Here is a 17,741-nt window from a genome sequence, read left to right on the forward strand (position 1 = left end):
AAGTGAGGATCAAATGAGAGATATAATAGAAATCCAGATGAATGAAGATGAATCGATTGTAGTTGCTTGCGACAACAGCGGTGCCATCGGGAAGAAGGAGAGGGATGCGGTCCGTGTCCCTTACGAAACGGTTGCCTATTATTCTTTCAGGGTGGCGGCAATGGAATGCCTGTCCGCGGGAGCTGAACCATTTGCCGTCACTGTACAGAATTTTAACGGCGAAGATGCCTGGAAGCTTCTTCTGAAAGGGATACATACTGGGATGGATGAACTGGGAAGAAAGGATTTGAAGATAACCGGGAGCACGGAAAGCAATTTTCCCCTTGACCAGTCTGCGCTGGGAATCACTGTGTTGGGCAAAAGGAAAAACAGCTTGGGAAAACGCAGGATCACTATGCATGAGCAAACAGATATTGCCGTAATTGGCTCTCCGCTTGTTGGACAGGAGCTCATCGAAAGGGAAGGGGACATTGCCCCGTTATCACTTTTTGACCAGATTTGCCGCCTTGAAGATGTGGTCATTATTCCTGTTGGTTCCAAGGGGATTCTCTCGGAGTTGAACAATTTGTTCTCGGAAAAAAACTTCGTCATACTGAATCCGGTGATCGACCTTCGTAAATCTTCCGGCCCCTCGACATGCTTCATTGCCTTGTATCCCCGCAGAATGAGACCCACGATGGAATCTATAGCCGGAAGTTTTTTTCATGAAATAGGATGTTTGGAGTGAGGGTATGCTTCATTTATATGTGGTAAGACACGGTCAAACAGAATGGAATGTCGAAAAAAGAAGCCAGGGACGCCTTGATTCCAGCCTCACGGAAAAAGGAATCAACGATGCGGTTTTGCTGGGAGAGTGGCTGGATGATACCGAGTTCAGCCAGATTATTTCCTCTCCAAGCCTGAGGACAATGGAAACGGCGAAACTGATCAAAGGAGGGCGGCAGATTCCTTTGTCGACAGACGAGCGGCTGATGGAAATCCACCTTGGACCATGGCAGGGGATGACGGAAAGCGAAATCAAAGAAAAATTTCCAGAAGAGTTCGATTTATATTGGAATCAGCCCGATGCTTATGTAACTAAGCTCGGGGAAACGTTCGCGGATGTTAAAAACAGGCTGGCATTATTCCTTGATGATCTTGAAAAAAACATCCCGGATGGGAACGTGCTAATCGTCACCCATGGAGTTGTGATTAAAACCCTGTATCTTCTTTGCAGGGGGGCATCGATCCGGGAAATTTGGAATCCGCCGTATATCGATGGCACAAGCCTGACCATCGTGGAAATCTCGGAGGACCAAAGAAAACTTGTTGCAGAAGCATCACTTGAGCACCGAAAATGATGGACGAAGAGCAAATCTATATTGATTTGCTCTTTTTATTGACTTCTTGATTTTGTTGAACATGAAATAAATTATTTCTCGGGAAAGCGCAGGATTTGACTTTCTTTTTAATTAATCGCATAATTTATCGGAATTTGTAAAGTTGCAAGAATCCAAACAATATACTACATGAATCAGCATCAGGTGCCTCTTTTTTGAAGTATTTGATGGTATCGTGCAGATAGTTGTTACTGCCCTTTTATAAAGGTGGTAGGGAAAGTGGATATAGAAGTTGGATAGTTGCCAAAAAGATACTATGACTCAAATCCTGATGCTGGAGGTTTTGCCCCATTTGCATTCAATGGTGCCGCTCCATATGTTTTTACATTGGACGGATTTTATCTTCCAGGATGCGATGAAGATTTCCTGCCGATATGGATGGGCTTTCTCGACATATGAAAGAATAAGCAGCACTTTACCAGGTTTTACAGTCCCGAAGCAATGTGAATACGAATGAAAAGGAGAATCTTACTGCCAAGGTCTCATCATGTATTATTTGAAAAAAATTGTCACGAGTAAAAACCGCTTTATAGGGGAAAAGTTCATTGTGAAAAACAGAAGGAGGTTTTTTAGATGGCAAAAGTATTGGCTGTTCTATCAAGCGGCTATAAAGACGATCACTATGAAACCGGCTGGTGGGCTGAGGAGTTATTCGCCCCGATGCTTGCGCTGGAGGAGGCAGGGCATCAGGTCGACCTTGCTTCACCGCTTGGAGGCAAGCCGGTCCTGGATAAAGTGAGCATCAGTGAGCAATACGATCCATCTGGCGAGTACAAAAAAATATATGATTCTGGAAAAGCAGATCATACAATGAAGCTTTCCAATATCGATCCGGCACACTATGATGTTGTTCTCGTTGTTGGCGGCCACGGGGCTATGTACGATCTTGCTGAAGACGAGGACCTTCATCGCATCCTCAACTTTCTGTATGACAACGGTGGAATCGTGGCAGCGGAATGCCATGGGCCTGCTCCGCTGGCATTCCTGAAGCGGGATAATGGCGAGTACCTGATCGCAGGCAAAAAGGTAACTGGCTTTCCTGATGCCATGGAACCAGAAGGATTGTTGGAGAACCTTCCTTTCAGCCTTGAACAGGAATTGAGTAGGATTGCAAAATACGACCGAGGAGATCTTGAAAAAACCGGGCATGTTGTCTGGGGAGACGAGCAACTCGTCACAGCACGCGATCCGTTTTCTTCAGAGCTGATGGGCGTGGAACTAGTGAAAGCATTGGAAAACAGGAAGTAACTGTTAAAGAAAAAGCACCAGCCGGTGCTTTTTCTTTTTATGTTGGCAGGAAAACCGGCAGCTTAATAATCAGCATACGAACGGCCACGGTTCCATTTCTCCCATTTCCGTAAAACCCTCCATGTGACCATGGTAAAAATCACTAACAGGCTTTCCAAAGAAAAGATGTACCAAGGATAGGGGCCAAGTAAATCCAGTAAACTTGGACTTTGCGGTTTATGCCGCAAAAACCAATAGTTTCCATCTGCGGCTTTATTAATGAACAAGATAACAGGAAGAAGCAGATTTATGAAGACAAGCAGTTTCAATACAGATTGGAATGTAGGGTAGAAGCCTTTTGCCCATGTGAAATACAAGCTCACCCACACGACCATCATATGCGCATAGAAAAAGTGAAAAAACCGGAAGTGGGGAAAGTCATATGTGAGCGCCGGAGTCAGGATTGCTTGTGTAGCGCCTAGAATGGCTATGAAAAATAATAATTCAAAAATCGGCTTTTTTCTAGTCAATAGCAAGATGATTGATAGAATGAGGGCAAGGTTGCACAGTTCAAGCGGCAAGGAGCGACCCAGTTTCCACACCCCATTCATATACATCCATGTCTGGTTCATCACTTCAAACAAAATAAGTGAGAAGCAAACTGCCACTTCTGTTTTTCTCCATTTGTTCCCCTTCAATTTTTTCCGATAGAGAAAGAGGACTGCTGAAACGAAGATGAAGATGGCTAATACGATCAAATGGCTTGCTGAAAACATCTCAAAAACAAAAGACTGGTTGCTGCGGCCGAACCACTCCAATAATGAACACCCCTTGTTTGATGATCGAACAAACATAAGGTGCGCATTTTGAATGGTTTTTATTCGAGGGAGCCCCATTGTTAATCACGATCTGCTTTTCCCTGAAGCTATGTTAAAGAAGAATATCGATTTTGATTCTTTGTGAGTGTGAAAAGGAGGGCACGAAGACTCTAGCGGGAGCAAAGGGTATTCCCGGCATGCCGGGAGAGGAATATCAAATTTAACACATCCTTTCCTAAAGGTTTTTTTACAAGCAATCTTCGCAAAATATGCCGTCAGTTCTATAATTGACTCAAAAATGAAAGAGCAAGTTATTTGAGTTGGGGTGGTTTTCTTAACCAGAGAGGACTGGCCATTTAGTTCATTACAAGAACTCAATGTAACCTTCTTCAACAGTCAAAGCTTTTCTTAAACAAGGGAACTCCAAATCTAACAGAGTTCCCTGCTTTATTGTTAAAACAACATTATTCTTTCATATTGAAAAATCCCAATCCTATCATTCGTTGCTGCTATTATTTTCGTTATGGAGGTGGATTGATTCTTCTTTGTAGAGGGCGGGATTGGCATCCGTATTCAAGCTTTGCGTAGATGCCCACAGATTCGCAAGGAATCTGGGCATCATCTGCTGGGAAGGCAAACTGCCGTACCTTGAAAAATAGAGGAAAAGCTTCAGGTAATTCCTTGCGTTGCCGGGCAGGTGAATTTCCCTCGCATAGTATTCGTTTTCTGTTAGCGTCGCGAATGAGCGGGTTTCAAAGCCGGATATGAACCTTGTTTTCTCTCCGTTAAAGTCATTTTCGATAAAATGGATTTTCTTGATGATTGTCGGGTCGTCGTTGCCATCATAGTTGGCTATCCTTGCCTGTTCGTATGCCGGGATCAGATCCAGCTTTTCGGCAAGTGCCAGTACATGTCCATATGCTTTATCATGTCCCTCATAGTTCGGGGTGAGATCCAATTCGTTAAGCAAATCTACTAAGGGAAGCTGCTCTTCTTTTAAATATCGCGGCCGGAGTATTTGTCGCGAAAGCTTTAATTCATCAAGCGAATCACAAACAAATGATGTGATGAAATGCCATTGTCCCTGATCATCGAGAGTGACGGTATAGGTCCTGCCATCTTTCTTTATCTGATAGTCCTTAAATCGATCGTCTCTGTCGAAAGTGAAATCCTGTCCCTTTCCATTTACTGGGCTGAAACCATAAGGCGCCTCAATTGGTACTGCTACTTCAGAATAATAGCTATTCAGCATTTTATCACCTCTTGTGTTTGTCGATTTTATATTACCCAATTGACGGCAGGTTGAAAAACCATCCAGCTGAATAAATGGGGATTGAGAAGGGGATGTCATGTATCTTGCTAGGTTCAGCGATAGAGAGGCAGGTGGATGGACATGAAATTTCAAGGGATTCAAGAAGGCGCATGGATCACCTACTGATTGGATACTGCTTCGAATTAAAGTTGGATTTCAACGGAATTATCATTGGATTTTTCTGATAGAAAGCACTATGATTTACTGATATGATAGGATAGTAGTCAACGAGAATCGCAGAAAAGGAGGGTGACGGAGTCATGCTGCGTTTAAAGGGAATCCTGATGATTGTCATTGGTTCGATGCTATGGGGGATGACTGGCTCAATCGTTGAATGGATATTGGGGAATACTGAATTCTCGGTACCTTTTATCCTGGTGATTCGTTTGGTGATTGCCGGAATTGGCCTATTAGTCTATCTGGCATATAAAAAAGAAGATATTTTTGCGCTGTGGAAGACGGCGTATTGGCGCAATCAGCTGATAGTGTTCAGCATTTTCGGCATGGTCGGCCTGCAATACACTTTCTTTTATGCGATTGAAACGAGCAATGCAGTTGTAGCAACCTTGCTGCAATTTTCAGCTCCGATCTTTGTTGCCCTTTATGTTTCGCTGGTAAATAAAAAAATGCCGCCTCGTTATCAGGTCATCGGCATCGCTGGTACACTGGCTGGTCTTTTCTTATTGCTGACGAACGGTTCTTTGGGAACTTTGCTGGTGAGTCCGCAAGCGCTGATGTGGGGAGTGGCAGTGGGTCTAACCTTTGCTTTCTATACTTTATATCCTGCGAGACTGATGAAGGAGTGGAGCATTCTCATCATCGTCGGCTGGAGCATGATCATAGGCGGTGTCATGCTTGGGATTATGAATCAGGTCTGGAAGTCGGCAGAATGGCAGATGCTTGGCGATCCAAAACTGAGCTTTATCCTCTTGGTGATGATTTTGTTCAGCACGATTGCTTTCGTCCTGTTCCTTAGCAGCATGAAATACATCACTGCTGTTGAGACAAGTATCCTTTCAAGCATGGAGCCATTAACTGTGATGGTTATATCCGTCATCTGGTTCGAAAGGATGCTGGAAATCTACCAACTGCTCGGTGTGGTGCTCATGCTGATTTTCGTGACATGGCTGTCTGTCGGAGGCAATAAAGTAGAAGCAAAAAGGACTGAGTACGCAAACTCGAGGTAATCCATTATATAGAGGGAATAGCTTAAGGAGAAGTGATCACATCATTTCTTCTTTATTTTTTTGTGAAATTCGACAATAGTGTGAAATCACTTAAGTTCTGCACATTATAAGTCGACAAAAACATAGGGAAAAAGTACTATTTTGATAGAGGGCAGTTTGTTAACTATAGAAGAAGTGGGGAGTAGCATTGAAATTTTTTGTATTCAGTAAAAAAGGGACATCGACAGCAGATGAAGCGGGCGTTGGCCTTGAAGACAGAATAACAGTAACAGAACCCGACACCCTAAAGCAATTGAAGATGATCGACCTTCAGGAAAGAGATTTAAGGACAATCGCAAAGTTCCAGCCTGTCGTCAAAGAGAGCATCACTGACGTTGTCACAGCTTTTTATGACACCATTTTGCAAGTGGAGGAGCTTGGAAAGATCATCAAGTCGCACAGCACGGTCGATCGATTAAGGAGCACCCTGGAGAAGCATCTGATAGAATTGTTCGCAGGCAAGATTGATGACGACTTCCTCACAATCCGTAAGCAGGTGGCAAAGAGACATTTCATGATCGGGCTGCAGCCGCGCTGGTATTTGTCCGCATTCCAGAACCTCCAGAACAGTTTGTTTTCTCTTGTATTCAAGAATATTGAGGAGCCGGATGAACAGCAGCAGCTCCTGCGTTCAATTACAAGGGTGCTTAGCTTTGAGACCCAGCTAGTCCTTGAGGCATATGAAAACGAGAACATCCGGGAACGCGAGGCACAATATGGACGAGTCAAACAAGAAGTAAAAGATAAAATTTTGCTCATCAGTGAAGAGCTGCTTGCCCTGAGTGAGCAGACAAACGCTTCCGTCAACGTCCTTGTACGGGACAGCCATGATGTCAATAAGACAGTATCCGTTAACAATGGGAAAACAATCGAAACAAAAGAACTGGCTGACCAGGGTGAGAAAAGGATGTTTACTTTGTCGGGGCATATCGGCGAAATCGATCATTTGACCAAGCAAGCAGAGGAAAGCATCAATATGCTCAACCAATCCCTGAAGCAGATCACCGAGTTTGTAAAACTTGTCCATAAAATTGCAGACCAGACGAACCTATTATCATTGAACTCTGCGATTGAGGCGGCCCGAGCCGGTGAACATGGCAAAGGATTTGCTGTTGTTGCAAACGAGGTAAGGAAACTGGCAGACCAGACCAAAACGTCCATCAGCGAAATTGACGCCATTGTGACCACATCAAATCAATACATGGACGTTGTCGTGAAATCGCTCAGGAATGTCCAGGACGCCGTCCAGATGGGGAAGGAGGAATCCACTTCAACAAAGGGAGCCTTCCTTGAAATCGTTGCCTCAATGGATGAGAACCTCACCGGTACAGCAGAGGTCGACCAGAAGATGAAACATCTGGTAGCCGTTATTGAAGAAATAGGACAAGCGACTGAACGTGTTACTTTATCTGCCGAACAATTGAACGAGGCTTCAACCACTTTTTGAATGATTGCAATGGCATCAGTACCTGCTGATGCCTCAGACTGTAGACAGCCACGATGGAACTCGGGTTGTTTACAGTTTTTTATATTGGCTGGAGGTGTAACGGAGCCGTTGATTTCCATTTCAGGTGCTTTGCTTTCCGCTGGGCGTGAGTTAAGCTTCCACTGCGAAATCCGCCTGTAAGACCCTCAACTTTTCCGCTGATCCGGATATATACTTAGTGAGCTACTGTGCATTCACCCACTCACGAAGAAAATGCTTTCCCATTTTCGAAGAACCTCGCTCCTTCGTTCCAATCAATTATTCGAATTATTTGCTTCTCTTAAAATGATGAAGAGAACTACAATCTTTAAAAAACAGCCATAAATTAAGAATCCTTGTCAACGAAGGATTCATTAGAATTTTCCTCAAACCGTTCCATTCCGACAGTATCTTTAAGATCGAAGGTCCTTATTATCCTGTTGATAAGAGTGTGTTTTGAAGGGGAATTCTCTGCAATCTTGAGAGGTTATCCACCCATGTTTTTATCATGGCTTTTATTCATTTTAATCTCTGGGGGTGTGATGGGAGATTTGGCACAAGACATCACTTCTGATTATATAGTTTCAATATGTTCTCGGCTTCCCGGCAAATATATTTTTTCATCTCAGCCGGTTCGATTACTTTGGCGTGGGTTCCTAACTGGAGAAAGAATTTTCCGGTAAATTCAATATCTGCGTAATCAATGGTCGTATCGATAAACCCTCCGTTCCCTTCCTGATTTTCCCGGATTTCCGTTTCCATAAAGGGATTGTTCCTACTTTGGCGGACCCCTTCGTCTGTAAGTTCTACATAGAGATGGACAGGGTTGGTCAATTCGTAAGAGTGAAGCCAGTCATATAAGTTGAATTTTAAATCGTGAAGTTCCACAGTATCCTCTATGTCAAGTATGCGGTCTGCACGAAATTGACGAATTTCTCTTTTTTTATAATCATATGCCGGCACATACCAGAAGCCATCATAGGAATATAGTCCAAGAGGTGCGATTTTCCTGGAAGTCGTTCCCTTTGTCATTGAGTAGACGATCTCTATGATCGACTTCTGGATAGTATGTTCAATCAGATCTTTCAACAACGGAGTTTCCGCATCCCGTTTACGGTTCCAAAAAATCAACCTGGAATCGACTTGTCTTATTTGTTCTTTCCTGTCAGCGGGAAGGCCGGAAAAAAGCTTTCTTGAAGCGGATTCTATATCGACTTCAAATGGAAGTGATTGATAGAATTTAAGTGATTGAAATGCAAAAAATATGGATAGGACTTCATTTTCATTCAAAAATACGGGTGGGAGCGTTCTCTCAGGCAGCACACGATAGCCGCCATACCTGCCTGGCTCTGTATATAGCGGCACTCCCATCTCTTCAAGTTCCAATAAATATCGATGGGCTGTCCTGATCGAAATGCCAAATTCTTGTGCAACATCCTTTGCTGTAAATCGTCGTTTTTCATTTACATAAAAGAGTAAATTAAATAGGATCCTCGTCTTTTTCATTTCATATCCCTTCCCATAAACCTTGACAAATTCTGTCATGATTTCACTATATACTTAAGTTAAGGCGGATACAAGGAGGAAAAGATATGCCACAAGATCAAGAGGAAATCAAAATCATCGGAGCAAGAGAGAAAAATTTAAAAAATGTAAACATTAAAATACCCAAGAACAAAATCACTGCAGTTGTTGGTGTATCTGGCTCTGGTAAATCAGCACTGGCAATTGACACTGTAGCAGCAGAATCACAAAGACAGTTGAATGAAACGTACTCGAGTTTCATCCGGAATCGCCTCCCTCACTATGGCCAGCCTGATGTTGACTCGATTGAAAATTTGTCTGTCTCCATCGTTATCAACCAAAAAAGGCTAGGGGAACATATTCGATCAACTGTTGGCACTGTTACAGACTTGTATGCCTTGCTGAGGCTGTTATTTTCGAGAGCAGGTATCCCGTTTGTCGGGTATTCTGATGTTTTCTCTTTCAACAATCCAAAAGGGATGTGTGAAAGGTGCCAGGGGTTAGGTAAGGTACAAAACTTCAGGATCGATCAATTATTGGATATGGAAAAGTCTTTAAATGAGGGAGCTATACTGTTTCCTACTTTTTATCCTGGAGGTGTTCGCTGGAAACGTTATGTCCATACTGGACTTTTTGATAATGATAAGAAATTGAAGCATTACACACAGGATGAACTGGATACTTTGCTTTATGAATCTGGATTCAAACCATCAAATCCGACAAAAGATTGGCCGCCTACGTCTCTTTATGAAGGAGTGATACCACGAATTAAGAGAACGTTCTCTTCAAAGGTTTCACGTGATTCCAAACGATACCAAAATGATCTCGGACGGGTTATTTTTGAGGATGAATGTCCAGCCTGTTCAGGCAGTCGCCTGAATCCGAAAACGTTGAGCTGCAGGATAAATGGCAAGAACATTTCGGAATGCGCGAAAATGCCTATAACGGACTTAATCGATTTCATAAAAAACGTAAATCAATCAGAGGTACAGACGGTTAAAAACTCCATTTCACTTCAATTATCGTACATGGTCAGCATTGGATTAGGGTATCTGACACTGGACCGTGCAACTTCCAGTCTCTCCGGTGGTGAGTCACAGCGGATTAAAATGGTACGCCAGTTGGGAAGCAGCCTTACAGGATTAATCTACATATTCGATGAACCAAGCATTGGCCTTCATCCGCATGACATTAACAGGATAAATAAAATCATCGAAACCCTTAAAGAAAAAGGAAACACAATCCTCATTGTCGAACATGACCCAGATATTATTAAAAATGCTGACTGGGTGATTGAAATTGGACCTGAGTCTGGACAGAATGGCGGACAAGTCATGTTTAAAGGCAATTTAGAACAATTACTTTGTTCCAATACCCTGACAGCGAGATATTTACAGCGCAGACATACTTTAAAAGACCATATTAGGAGCCCAAGAGACTGGCTTACCATAAAAAACGCTTCGCTGCACAATCTTGTTGATATCAGCGTCAAGATACCCCATAATGTGATGACTGTTGTTACAGGTGTCGCGGGATCAGGGAAAAGTACACTTATCAATCGCATTTTGCCTAAACATTACCCTGATTGCGTTGTAATTGACCAAAAGGCCATAACTGCATCTAAACGTTCGAACATCGCAACCTTTTCCGGTATTTTTGATGAGATACGCAAAATTTTCTCGAAGGAAAATAATTGCGAGGAATCACTTTTCAGTTTTAATTCAAAGGGAGCTTGCCCGAATTGCAAGGGGTTGGGTGCAGTAGAGCTGGATCTCGCTTTCATGGACCCAATAACGAGTGTATGTGAAGTTTGTAACGGAAAACGCTTTACACAAAAAGTTCTGGGTTACTTTTATCAAGGGGAAAATATTAGTGATATTTTATCATCAAGCGTTGATGAGGCACTCGATTTTTTTTCTGGCCAGCCGATCGTTTCTGTTTTGAAAAAATTACAGGATGTTGGATTGGGATATCTTTCGCTGGGCCAGCCTTTATCCACTCTATCAGGCGGTGAACTCCAAAGGCTCAAATTAGCGGTTGAATTGGATGCCCCCAGCAAAGTATACATTTTGGATGAACCAACCACAGGGTTGCATTTATCAGATGTTGACAGGCTGCTGGATGTGTTCGACAAGCTATTGGCGAATGGAAGCACATTGATTGTCATAGAACATAATTTGGATGTCATGTGTCAAGCCGATTGGATCATAGATATGGGACCCGGTGCCGGAAAAGATGGGGGCAAGATTATATTTGAGGGAGTCCCGAGGAATCTTTTGAGTTGTGAGGACTCCATCACCGGAAAATACTTGAAAGCTTATCTGGACACGTACGGTTGAAACTCGATGAAAACAAGTTGGCAAAGAGAGGATGACTTCCTCTCTCATATTGATCTTCGGGCAGCTGGATATTAAGGCACCAGGTGAGGGTGTCAGGAGCAGCCATAAATCTTAGGTGCGTCCTTTCCCCGCAGCTGGAACCAGCTTTCAGCGAGATGAAAACCTGGTGGAAGAGACTGGCTGTGCTTCTCGACGCAAAGAATATTCAATCGATCACGATCAGATGTTCTATAGTCCGCTATTACTCGGTCCGCCTGGCTTATGATGGTATAATTTAAAAAACTATGTTAAAGAAGCATGAATCCGGAAAAGCATGCTTCCTGGGAAATTTGTGATGAATCCATATCCCCCGGATTGATCAGCGTGATGGAAGGGGAATCTTTGTATGAATAATCCAATCTGATATCTTCCTATTCAATCAATCATCAATTGAATTGATAGGGGGATAATATAAAATTGAATAGGAATTTTGCTTTATTGGTGGTAGGGCAGTCTCTCGCTAACATCGGCGATGTGCTTTATATTGTCAGTGTGATTAAGACGATCTTTGAGCTGACAGGATCTGCAGCTTCATCCTCAATGGTACCGTTCACCATAACTACTGCTATGTTTATTTCCAGTTTGCTGACACCGCTTTTAATGGAAAAACTAAGCTTGAAATGGATGATGGCAGGGTCTCAGATTGGTAAAACTCTATTGCTAATCATAATGGGGTTGATGTTCACCCATCTAACGGAAACAAATTATTACTTGATTTTTTTCTTCATAGGATTGATCGCTCTTCTCGATGGGTGTGCAAATCCGGTCATGAAGGCTTTGGTTCCTTTTTATGTAGAACCAGAACATTTATTGAAAGCGAATGCTGTTACTGAAACCGTTCTGCAAATGATCCAGGCATTGATGTGGTTTGTAGGGAGTTTGCTCTTAATCGTGTTACATCCTCAGCAAATCATATGGCTAGCGTGCAGCTTGTTCGTACTATCCAGTTTCCTGGTATGTTTGCTTGAAAATGTCAGGTGTCGTTCTCATGCGCCAAAAGGAAAGTGGGCACAGATCATGGAGGGCTGGCAAGTATTATTCAGAACACCGGTGTTAAAAAGGATTGCCTGGATTGACTTTTTCGAAACCATTGCTACGACGGTGTGGATTTCCGCCATCCTCTTAGTCTTTGTCAATGAAGCTTTGCATGCAGATGAAAAGTGGTGGGGATTTATCAACGGGGCTTTCTTTTTTGGAATGATTGCAGGAAGTGTCTTTTGTTGGAGATATTCTGCGTTTGTCGAGAGAAGGTTGGCAGCATTTATATTAGCAGGTTCATTCGCAGGTTTCATCGTCACATTACTATTCGGTCTCGTCCATGATCCTTTCATTGCCTTGCTTTTATCTTTCAGTGTGGGGATATTCAGCCAAATAAAAGGCATTCCCCAGCAAACAGTAATCCAATCCAGTGTTTACAAAGAACAGCTTCCTAAGGTTTATTCTTCTTTAGGAGCCATTGGGACAGGAATTTTTGGTGTTGGATCTTTGCTTATGGGCATACTGGCAGACTTGTCAGGAGTCAGGGGCATCTTTGTCCTTTCAGGCCTGCTGCTAGGCTTGATAACTGTCATCGTCTATAGGAATAAACAGTTGTTTGCAGTGAATGTTGTTGAAAAATAATACCAGCATTCATGAGAAATGAAACGAAGCAAAAGCACTGGGGCCATCAGTGCTTTTGCTTTTTTGCCAAGCTTGTATCTGTTTAAAGTTCTTTGCCGCATACGAAAAGTTTCATTCCAAATCGAGTGTGGTCTCCTTTTTGAACAGTTTTAGAATGATCAAATTGCTTCGAAGGTTGTATAATCCGGCCAAATCAGAGAAGCGCCACGTGTTTGGATGGTGAAAAAGTAGCTGACAAAATCCAAAATCGCGATTTTTGTAAGTTGCCACTGCAGGTTGGCTAGTCCATGGACTGAAGTTAAGTATTTTTTTGTGGTACAATTGTCCTGATGAAGTCCCCCGGGAGGTAACGGAATGGAAAATGGCTTAATTTCTGAGGCTGAACGGTTTATTCGGGCATGTTATACAGAATTGAATAAACCTGAAACTGAGATAGAGAAAAGGATTCACGAAATTAAAGAAGAAATAAAAGAAGAGGGTTATTACATACATACTTATGAAGAACTGAAACACGGCGCGAAAATGGCGTGGCGGAACAGCAATCGCTGTATCGGGCGCTTGTTCTGGGATAGTCTTGAAGTTTTTGACGCGAGGGAGCTGGAGACTGCTGAAGATATGAGGGATGCATTGTTCCATCATATCGATTATGCTTCCAACAAAGGGAAAATCCGCCCGACGATTACGATCTTTCGGCAAAAAATGAACGGGCATTCGGTGCGGATCTGGAATCATCAATTAGTCAGGTATGCTGGGTACAAAACAGAACATGGATCCTTGGGTGATCCTCATTCCCTGGAATTTACCAGAGTCTGTGAAAGAATGGGATGGAAAGGGGAGGGGACAAACTTCGATGTCCTGCCCCTAGTGATCCAAATTGATGGAGGTACTCCCAGCCTGTTTGACATTCCGGATGGTATTCTCCTTGAAGTCTCGCTCAGGCACCCGGAGTATGAATGGTTCCAGTCTCTTGGTTTAAAGTGGTATGCAGTTCCATTCATTTCTGATATGAAGCTTGAAATCGGAGGGATAGAGTACACGGCAGCACCTTTCAATGGCTGGTATATGGGAACAGAAATTGGCGCGAGGAACCTGGCAGATGATAACAGATACAATATGCTGCCACTGATTGCTGACAGAATGGGTCTCAACATGAAAAAGAACTCCTCTTTATGGAAAGACCGTGCGCTGGTTGAATTGAACACGAGCGTCCTGCATTCCTTCAATGAGGAAAAAGTGACGATCGTGGACCATCATACTGCCGCGAATCAATTCAAGGTATTTGAGGAAAAAGAAAAAGGAGCCGGCCGGGAGACTACCGGTGATTGGACATGGCTGATCCCTCCAGTTTCACCTGCTGCCACCCATATTTTTCATCAGTCCTATAACAATAAGACCGTTTTTCCCAATTATTTTTATCAGGAAAAGCCTTATTAACGTGAAAACCACCCAATCGGGTGGTTTTATTTTTGTTCTGTTTTTCCATTTACGATATCAGCAGCATAAGGGATGATACCCGCGGCTTCTTCACCGAATGGATCCAGCTGTTGGGAGTGCAGCACTTTGCCATCTTTATCAAGGACAGCGAAACCGCGTACAGATTTAGGAGCCTGTGGATCCACTAGCTTCGCTTTTCTGATCAGCTCTAAATCCTCATCCGATACCACTGGATAATCTAAGCCTAATTTCTCTTTCAGATCCTTATGTTCTTTTACAGATGAAACGCTCAAGGCGTATATGTTCCCCGGGAACTTGCTGAATGAATCTTTGTGGTTTTGCAGCTCGACCAGCTGCGATTTACAGTAGTCTCATTCAATGCCTGTAAAGAAAAATACAAGGGCTGGTTGCTCCATTTTTTCAAAAGCGATATCCTTACCCTGGGTATCAGGCAGAGATAATCCGGCGGATTCTGTTTTTTCATTGCCGCAGCCGCTGACGAATGCGCCAATCATGATGAACATGATTAGGAAAATGAGTTTCTTCATGACGTCCCTCCTTCTTATACTCCTAAGTATATAGTGTAAAATGTTTAATTTCCTGTTTTATTTATGGAGAATTTGTAGCGATTCGATTATGACAAAGGGACCAATTCTGTTTACTTGAGTGTTTAGAGGCGATAGATAGTGGGAAAAATGCTAGAATAGTAATTAGGAACAGGTCATAATACCAAGTTATATTTCGGTTGAAATCAGTATCTAAAAAGGAGAGGGGACACTGGATGTTAACGAATCATTTGGATTTTCGACTGGAGCCGAGGATTATTGAGTTATATGAAGAGCACAAGAAACGGTCTGAAAAAATCGATTGGGGTTATCATGAATTTTTGCCATGGGATAAGGGAATCGATTTCCGCCGCGTTCCATGGGATAAGAGCCAGGTAACGCTGCCGCCATCGGTGGTTACCGCAATCGAGACAGCTTTGCTGACAGAGGTCAATTTGCCGTGGTTCACTTCTTACCTTGATCAAACTTTCAAAGGTTCTTTGACTGTCATCAAGGATTTTGTACATACATGGACGGCCGAGGAAGACCAGCATTCAAACCTGCTGGAAACGTATTTATTGCTGACAAGGAATGTCGACCCGAAGCGATTGCATCAGCTCCATAAGCAGACACTTGAAAACGGCTGGGACCCTGACTTCCATACGCCTTTTGAGACGATGGTGTACACATCGATGCAAGAGCTGGCGACAATGGTCTTCTATAATAACGTTGCAAAGGTGGCAGGCCCTTATGATCGGGATCTCTCGACATTGCTGCGCAGGCTTGCGAAGGATGAAACCCTGCACTATGCTTTTTACCGTGAAGTGATCAGGTACCACCTGCAGCTTGAACCGAATTATTGTTACTATCTAGGGAAGGTCATCATGAATTTCCAGATGCCAGGCGCTGTTATGCCCGATTTCGAAGACCGGATGTCAATCATTGCAAAGGAAGCGAACTATGGTCCGCTTGAGTATTTCGATCAGGTTCTTGATGTCATCATCGATTATTGGGACATCGAAAACCTACGTCCTATCGCACCCGAAGCAGAAAAGGCCCGGCTTGATATTCTAAATTATCATGCAAGGCTGAAGAGGGTGAGGGACAGATTTTATAGCAAAAAATAAAGAATCAGCGGGTTTTCCGCTGATTCTTTGTTTTTAAAATAGGGCAACCGTCAATATTTTACCCCAACCATCAATAAAGTTATTTTTATTGTGCACAAACAGGGTTAAGTTTTCCGAATTGGTTTGTTTACCCTCAACTAGCATTATATTGAGTCCAACAAGGATTATATTGAGTTCAACTGGGATTATATTGAGTTCAACGAGGATTATAATCACTCCAACAAGGATTATATTGAGTTCAACTGGGATTATAATGACTCCAACTAGCATTAATTGAGTTCAACTAGCATTAAATTGGCTCCAACGCATTAAATTGAGTCCAACAAGGATTATATTGAGTTCAACTGGGATTATATTGAGTTCAACGAGGATTATAATCACTCCAACAAGGATTATATTGAGTTCAACTGGGATTATAATGACTCCAACTAGCATTAATTGAGTTCAACTAGCATTAAATTGGCTCCAACGCATTAAATTGAGTCCAACAAGGATTATAATGACCTCAACAAGGATTATATTGAGTTCAACTGGGATTATAATGAGTCCAACAAGGATTATATTGAGTTCAACTGGGATTATAAGGACCTCAACAAGGAATATATTGAGTTCAACTGGGATTATAATGACTCCAACTAGCATTAATTGAGTTCAACTAGTATTATATTGAGTTCAACTAGCATTATATTGAGTTCAACAAGCATAATATTGACTCCAACTAGCATTAAAATAACCCCAACTAGAATTATAATGACTCCACCTAGGATTATTTCGCTTTTTTAAAAGCCCAATCGGGATAAAACCAAACATCTATCACGATTTCAGGTTCTCGTAATGTTCATGGAATACTTTGAACAGCCTTTCATCACCGCCTCTGTCAGGATGGAGGGCTTTCAGCAGCTTTTTGAATTCTTTTTTTATTGACTGGCTGTTTGAATCTTGCTTTAAACCAAGCAGTTCACTAAAGTGGATAATGTCCGGTCCTGATGACTCAATTTGGCTATTCAGAAGTTTTTTCAACGTACGGACTTTGGACTGTTCAATCTGCAAACGGGTATGGATTAAATCTATTTTCTCTTCTAGCTCCCGCTTTTCCCGATTTGAGGCTTCCATTCTTTTAGAAAAGTCATCTGCATATTTTTTGATCACGAAATCTGTCAGGTCTTTAATATTTAATTTGTAGGTAGTATTTCTTCTCTGTTTATTTATTTCGGCATTCATATGGCCATCCTCTATCCAGCGAATGACATCCTTTTCGCTGGCCGAAATGCCATATCCAGATAATTGTTCAACAGCTTCTTTTAAATTCAGCATTCGTTCCACTCTCTTTGATTAAATTGGTCATTTGCACAGATGGAGACGATAACATCATAGCATTGAAATTTTTCAGGAAAAGAACAGGATTGTTACAATGAGTTTAAGTATATAAATTGGCAGGGGATTTCTATTTCAGGCTGGGAACAGAAGATGGAAAGGGGTGAAAGGGGAACTTTCGAGCTTTTTGTAAAGGCTCTGTTAAACCTGGGTGTTGATTTCGCTTTCCGCGGGGCGTCAGTGTCAGTGGAGCTGGTCCAGTGTCAGCGCTTAGCCCCTCGAGTCGCTTCGCTCTTGCCAATGAAGTCAAAGAACGACTTCACTGTCAGGCCCTTCGACGGACAGGACGTCCTAGTGCCGACGTTGCCGCAG

At 42.6% G+C, this 17,741-nt stretch carries 14 protein-coding genes and 2 pseudogenes; 10 read left to right on the forward strand and 6 right to left on the reverse strand.

Annotated features, from left to right (window positions below):
• Positions 1-13: 13 nt before the first annotated feature.
• The 3 genes from JJQ88_RS14085 to JJQ88_RS14095 all read left to right on the forward strand — a co-directional run bounded on the left by JJQ88_RS14085 (position 14) and on the right by JJQ88_RS14095 (position 2,627).
• Positions 14-727 (forward strand): ATP-binding protein, encoded by a 714-nt coding sequence (locus tag JJQ88_RS14085; RefSeq protein WP_210366679.1) that lies wholly within the window; start codon positions 14-16, stop codon positions 725-727.
• 4 nt (positions 728-731) lie between these two features.
• On the forward strand, positions 732-1,340 hold the full coding sequence (locus JJQ88_RS14090; RefSeq protein WP_210366680.1) for a histidine phosphatase family protein: 609 nt from the start codon (positions 732-734) through the stop codon (positions 1,338-1,340).
• Between the two features lie 612 nt (positions 1,341-1,952).
• On the forward strand, positions 1,953-2,627 hold the full coding sequence (locus tag JJQ88_RS14095; RefSeq protein WP_210366681.1) for a type 1 glutamine amidotransferase domain-containing protein: 675 nt from the start codon (positions 1,953-1,955) through the stop codon (positions 2,625-2,627).
• Positions 2,628-2,689: 62 nt separating this feature from the next.
• Here JJQ88_RS14095 and JJQ88_RS14100 read toward each other — a convergent pair whose 3' ends face one another.
• Together JJQ88_RS14100 and JJQ88_RS14105 are read right to left on the reverse strand one after the other, a co-directional pair.
• On the reverse strand, positions 2,690-3,424 hold the full coding sequence (locus tag JJQ88_RS14100) for a YwaF family protein (RefSeq protein ID WP_210366682.1): 735 nt from the start codon (positions 3,422-3,424) through the stop codon (positions 2,690-2,692).
• 496 nt (positions 3,425-3,920) lie between these two features.
• Positions 3,921-4,676, reverse strand: coding sequence for a hypothetical protein (locus JJQ88_RS14105; protein ID WP_210366683.1), 756 nt, complete (start codon positions 4,674-4,676; stop codon positions 3,921-3,923).
• 320 nt (positions 4,677-4,996) lie between these two features.
• Here JJQ88_RS14105 and JJQ88_RS14110 point away from each other — a divergent pair, with 320 nt between their 5' ends.
• The 3 genes and pseudogenes from JJQ88_RS14110 to JJQ88_RS21905 all read left to right on the forward strand — a co-directional run bounded on the left by JJQ88_RS14110 (position 4,997) and on the right by JJQ88_RS21905 (position 7,409).
• Positions 4,997-5,923 (forward strand): DMT family transporter, encoded by a 927-nt coding sequence (locus JJQ88_RS14110; protein WP_210366684.1) that lies wholly within the window; start codon positions 4,997-4,999, stop codon positions 5,921-5,923.
• A 292-nt stretch (positions 5,924-6,215) separates the two neighbouring features.
• Positions 6,216-6,644 (forward strand): annotated as a pseudogene (locus tag JJQ88_RS21900) (protoglobin domain-containing protein); the annotation flags it as partial.
• 225 nt (positions 6,645-6,869) lie between these two features.
• Positions 6,870-7,409 (forward strand): methyl-accepting chemotaxis protein, encoded by a 540-nt coding sequence (locus JJQ88_RS21905; protein ID WP_481748308.1) that lies wholly within the window; start codon positions 6,870-6,872, stop codon positions 7,407-7,409.
• Positions 7,410-7,991: 582 nt separating this feature from the next.
• On the opposite strand, the gene JJQ88_RS14120 is transcribed toward JJQ88_RS21905, so the two are convergent.
• Positions 7,992-8,933: a helix-turn-helix transcriptional regulator gene (locus tag JJQ88_RS14120; protein WP_210366686.1), complete on the reverse strand. Its 942-nt coding sequence runs from the start codon at positions 8,931-8,933 to the stop codon at positions 7,992-7,994.
• Positions 8,934-9,019: 86 nt separating this feature from the next.
• On the opposite strand from JJQ88_RS14120, the gene JJQ88_RS14125 reads away from it, so the two are divergent.
• From JJQ88_RS14125 to JJQ88_RS14135, 3 genes are all read left to right on the forward strand, one after another.
• Complete coding sequence (locus JJQ88_RS14125; protein WP_210366687.1) at positions 9,020-11,290, forward strand: ATP-binding cassette domain-containing protein; 2,271 nt, start codon at positions 9,020-9,022, stop codon at positions 11,288-11,290.
• 456 nt (positions 11,291-11,746) lie between these two features.
• Positions 11,747-12,949 carry an MFS transporter gene (locus JJQ88_RS14130; protein ID WP_246861184.1) on the forward strand — a complete coding sequence of 401 codons (1,203 nt, stop codon included), beginning with the start codon at positions 11,747-11,749 and terminating at the stop codon, positions 12,947-12,949.
• A gap of 354 nt (positions 12,950-13,303) precedes the next feature.
• Positions 13,304-14,383 (forward strand): nitric oxide synthase oxygenase, encoded by a 1,080-nt coding sequence (locus JJQ88_RS14135; RefSeq protein WP_210366688.1) that lies wholly within the window; start codon positions 13,304-13,306, stop codon positions 14,381-14,383.
• Positions 14,384-14,409: 26 nt separating this feature from the next.
• Here the strand turns inward: JJQ88_RS14135 and JJQ88_RS14140 are convergent.
• Positions 14,410-14,739 (reverse strand): annotated as a pseudogene (locus tag JJQ88_RS14140) (redoxin domain-containing protein); the annotation flags it as partial.
• A gap of 15 nt (positions 14,740-14,754) precedes the next feature.
• The gene (locus JJQ88_RS14145; RefSeq protein ID WP_210366689.1) at positions 14,755-14,931 is read right to left on the reverse strand and encodes a hypothetical protein; all 177 of its coding nucleotides are present in this window, start codon (positions 14,929-14,931) and stop codon (positions 14,755-14,757) included.
• A gap of 233 nt (positions 14,932-15,164) precedes the next feature.
• Here JJQ88_RS14145 and JJQ88_RS14150 point away from each other — a divergent pair, with 233 nt between their 5' ends.
• A complete protein-coding gene (locus tag JJQ88_RS14150; protein WP_210366690.1) occupies positions 15,165-16,055 on the forward strand; it encodes an acyl-ACP desaturase in 891 nt (296 codons plus the stop codon).
• A gap of 813 nt (positions 16,056-16,868) precedes the next feature.
• Here JJQ88_RS14150 and JJQ88_RS14155 read toward each other — a convergent pair.
• Positions 16,869-17,369 (reverse strand): DnaJ domain-containing protein, encoded by a 501-nt coding sequence (locus JJQ88_RS14155; protein WP_246861185.1) that lies wholly within the window; start codon positions 17,367-17,369, stop codon positions 16,869-16,871.
• Positions 17,370-17,741: the final 372 nt, after the last annotated feature.

Origin of the sequence: Bacillus sp. REN3 (assembly GCF_017912555.1) — a bacterium.
Taxonomy (GTDB): Bacteria; Bacillota; Bacilli; order Bacillales; family Cytobacillaceae; genus Mesobacillus.

Coding starts and splice junctions, on each gene's coding strand:
- JJQ88_RS14085 (WP_210366679.1), top strand. CDS start 14: ATGAGAGATATAATAGAAATCCAGATGAATGAAGATGAATCGATTGTA.
- JJQ88_RS14090 (WP_210366680.1), top strand. CDS start 732: ATGCTTCATTTATATGTGGTAAGACACGGTCAAACAGAATGGAATGTC.
- JJQ88_RS14095 (WP_210366681.1), top strand. CDS start 1,953: ATGGCAAAAGTATTGGCTGTTCTATCAAGCGGCTATAAAGACGATCAC.
- JJQ88_RS14105 (WP_210366683.1), bottom strand. CDS start 4,676: ATGCTGAATAGCTATTATTCTGAAGTAGCAGTACCAATTGAGGCGCCT.
- JJQ88_RS14110 (WP_210366684.1), top strand. CDS start 4,997: ATGCTGCGTTTAAAGGGAATCCTGATGATTGTCATTGGTTCGATGCTA.
- JJQ88_RS21905 (WP_481748308.1), top strand. CDS start 6,870: ATGTTTACTTTGTCGGGGCATATCGGCGAAATCGATCATTTGACCAAG.
- JJQ88_RS14120 (WP_210366686.1), bottom strand. CDS start 8,933: ATGAAAAAGACGAGGATCCTATTTAATTTACTCTTTTATGTAAATGAA.
- JJQ88_RS14125 (WP_210366687.1), top strand. CDS start 9,020: ATGCCACAAGATCAAGAGGAAATCAAAATCATCGGAGCAAGAGAGAAA.
- JJQ88_RS14135 (WP_210366688.1), top strand. CDS start 13,304: ATGGAAAATGGCTTAATTTCTGAGGCTGAACGGTTTATTCGGGCATGT.
- JJQ88_RS14145 (WP_210366689.1), bottom strand. CDS start 14,931: ATGAAGAAACTCATTTTCCTAATCATGTTCATCATGATTGGCGCATTC.
- JJQ88_RS14150 (WP_210366690.1), top strand. CDS start 15,165: ATGTTAACGAATCATTTGGATTTTCGACTGGAGCCGAGGATTATTGAG.
- JJQ88_RS14155 (WP_246861185.1), bottom strand. CDS start 17,369: ATGCTGAATTTAAAAGAAGCTGTTGAACAATTATCTGGATATGGCATT.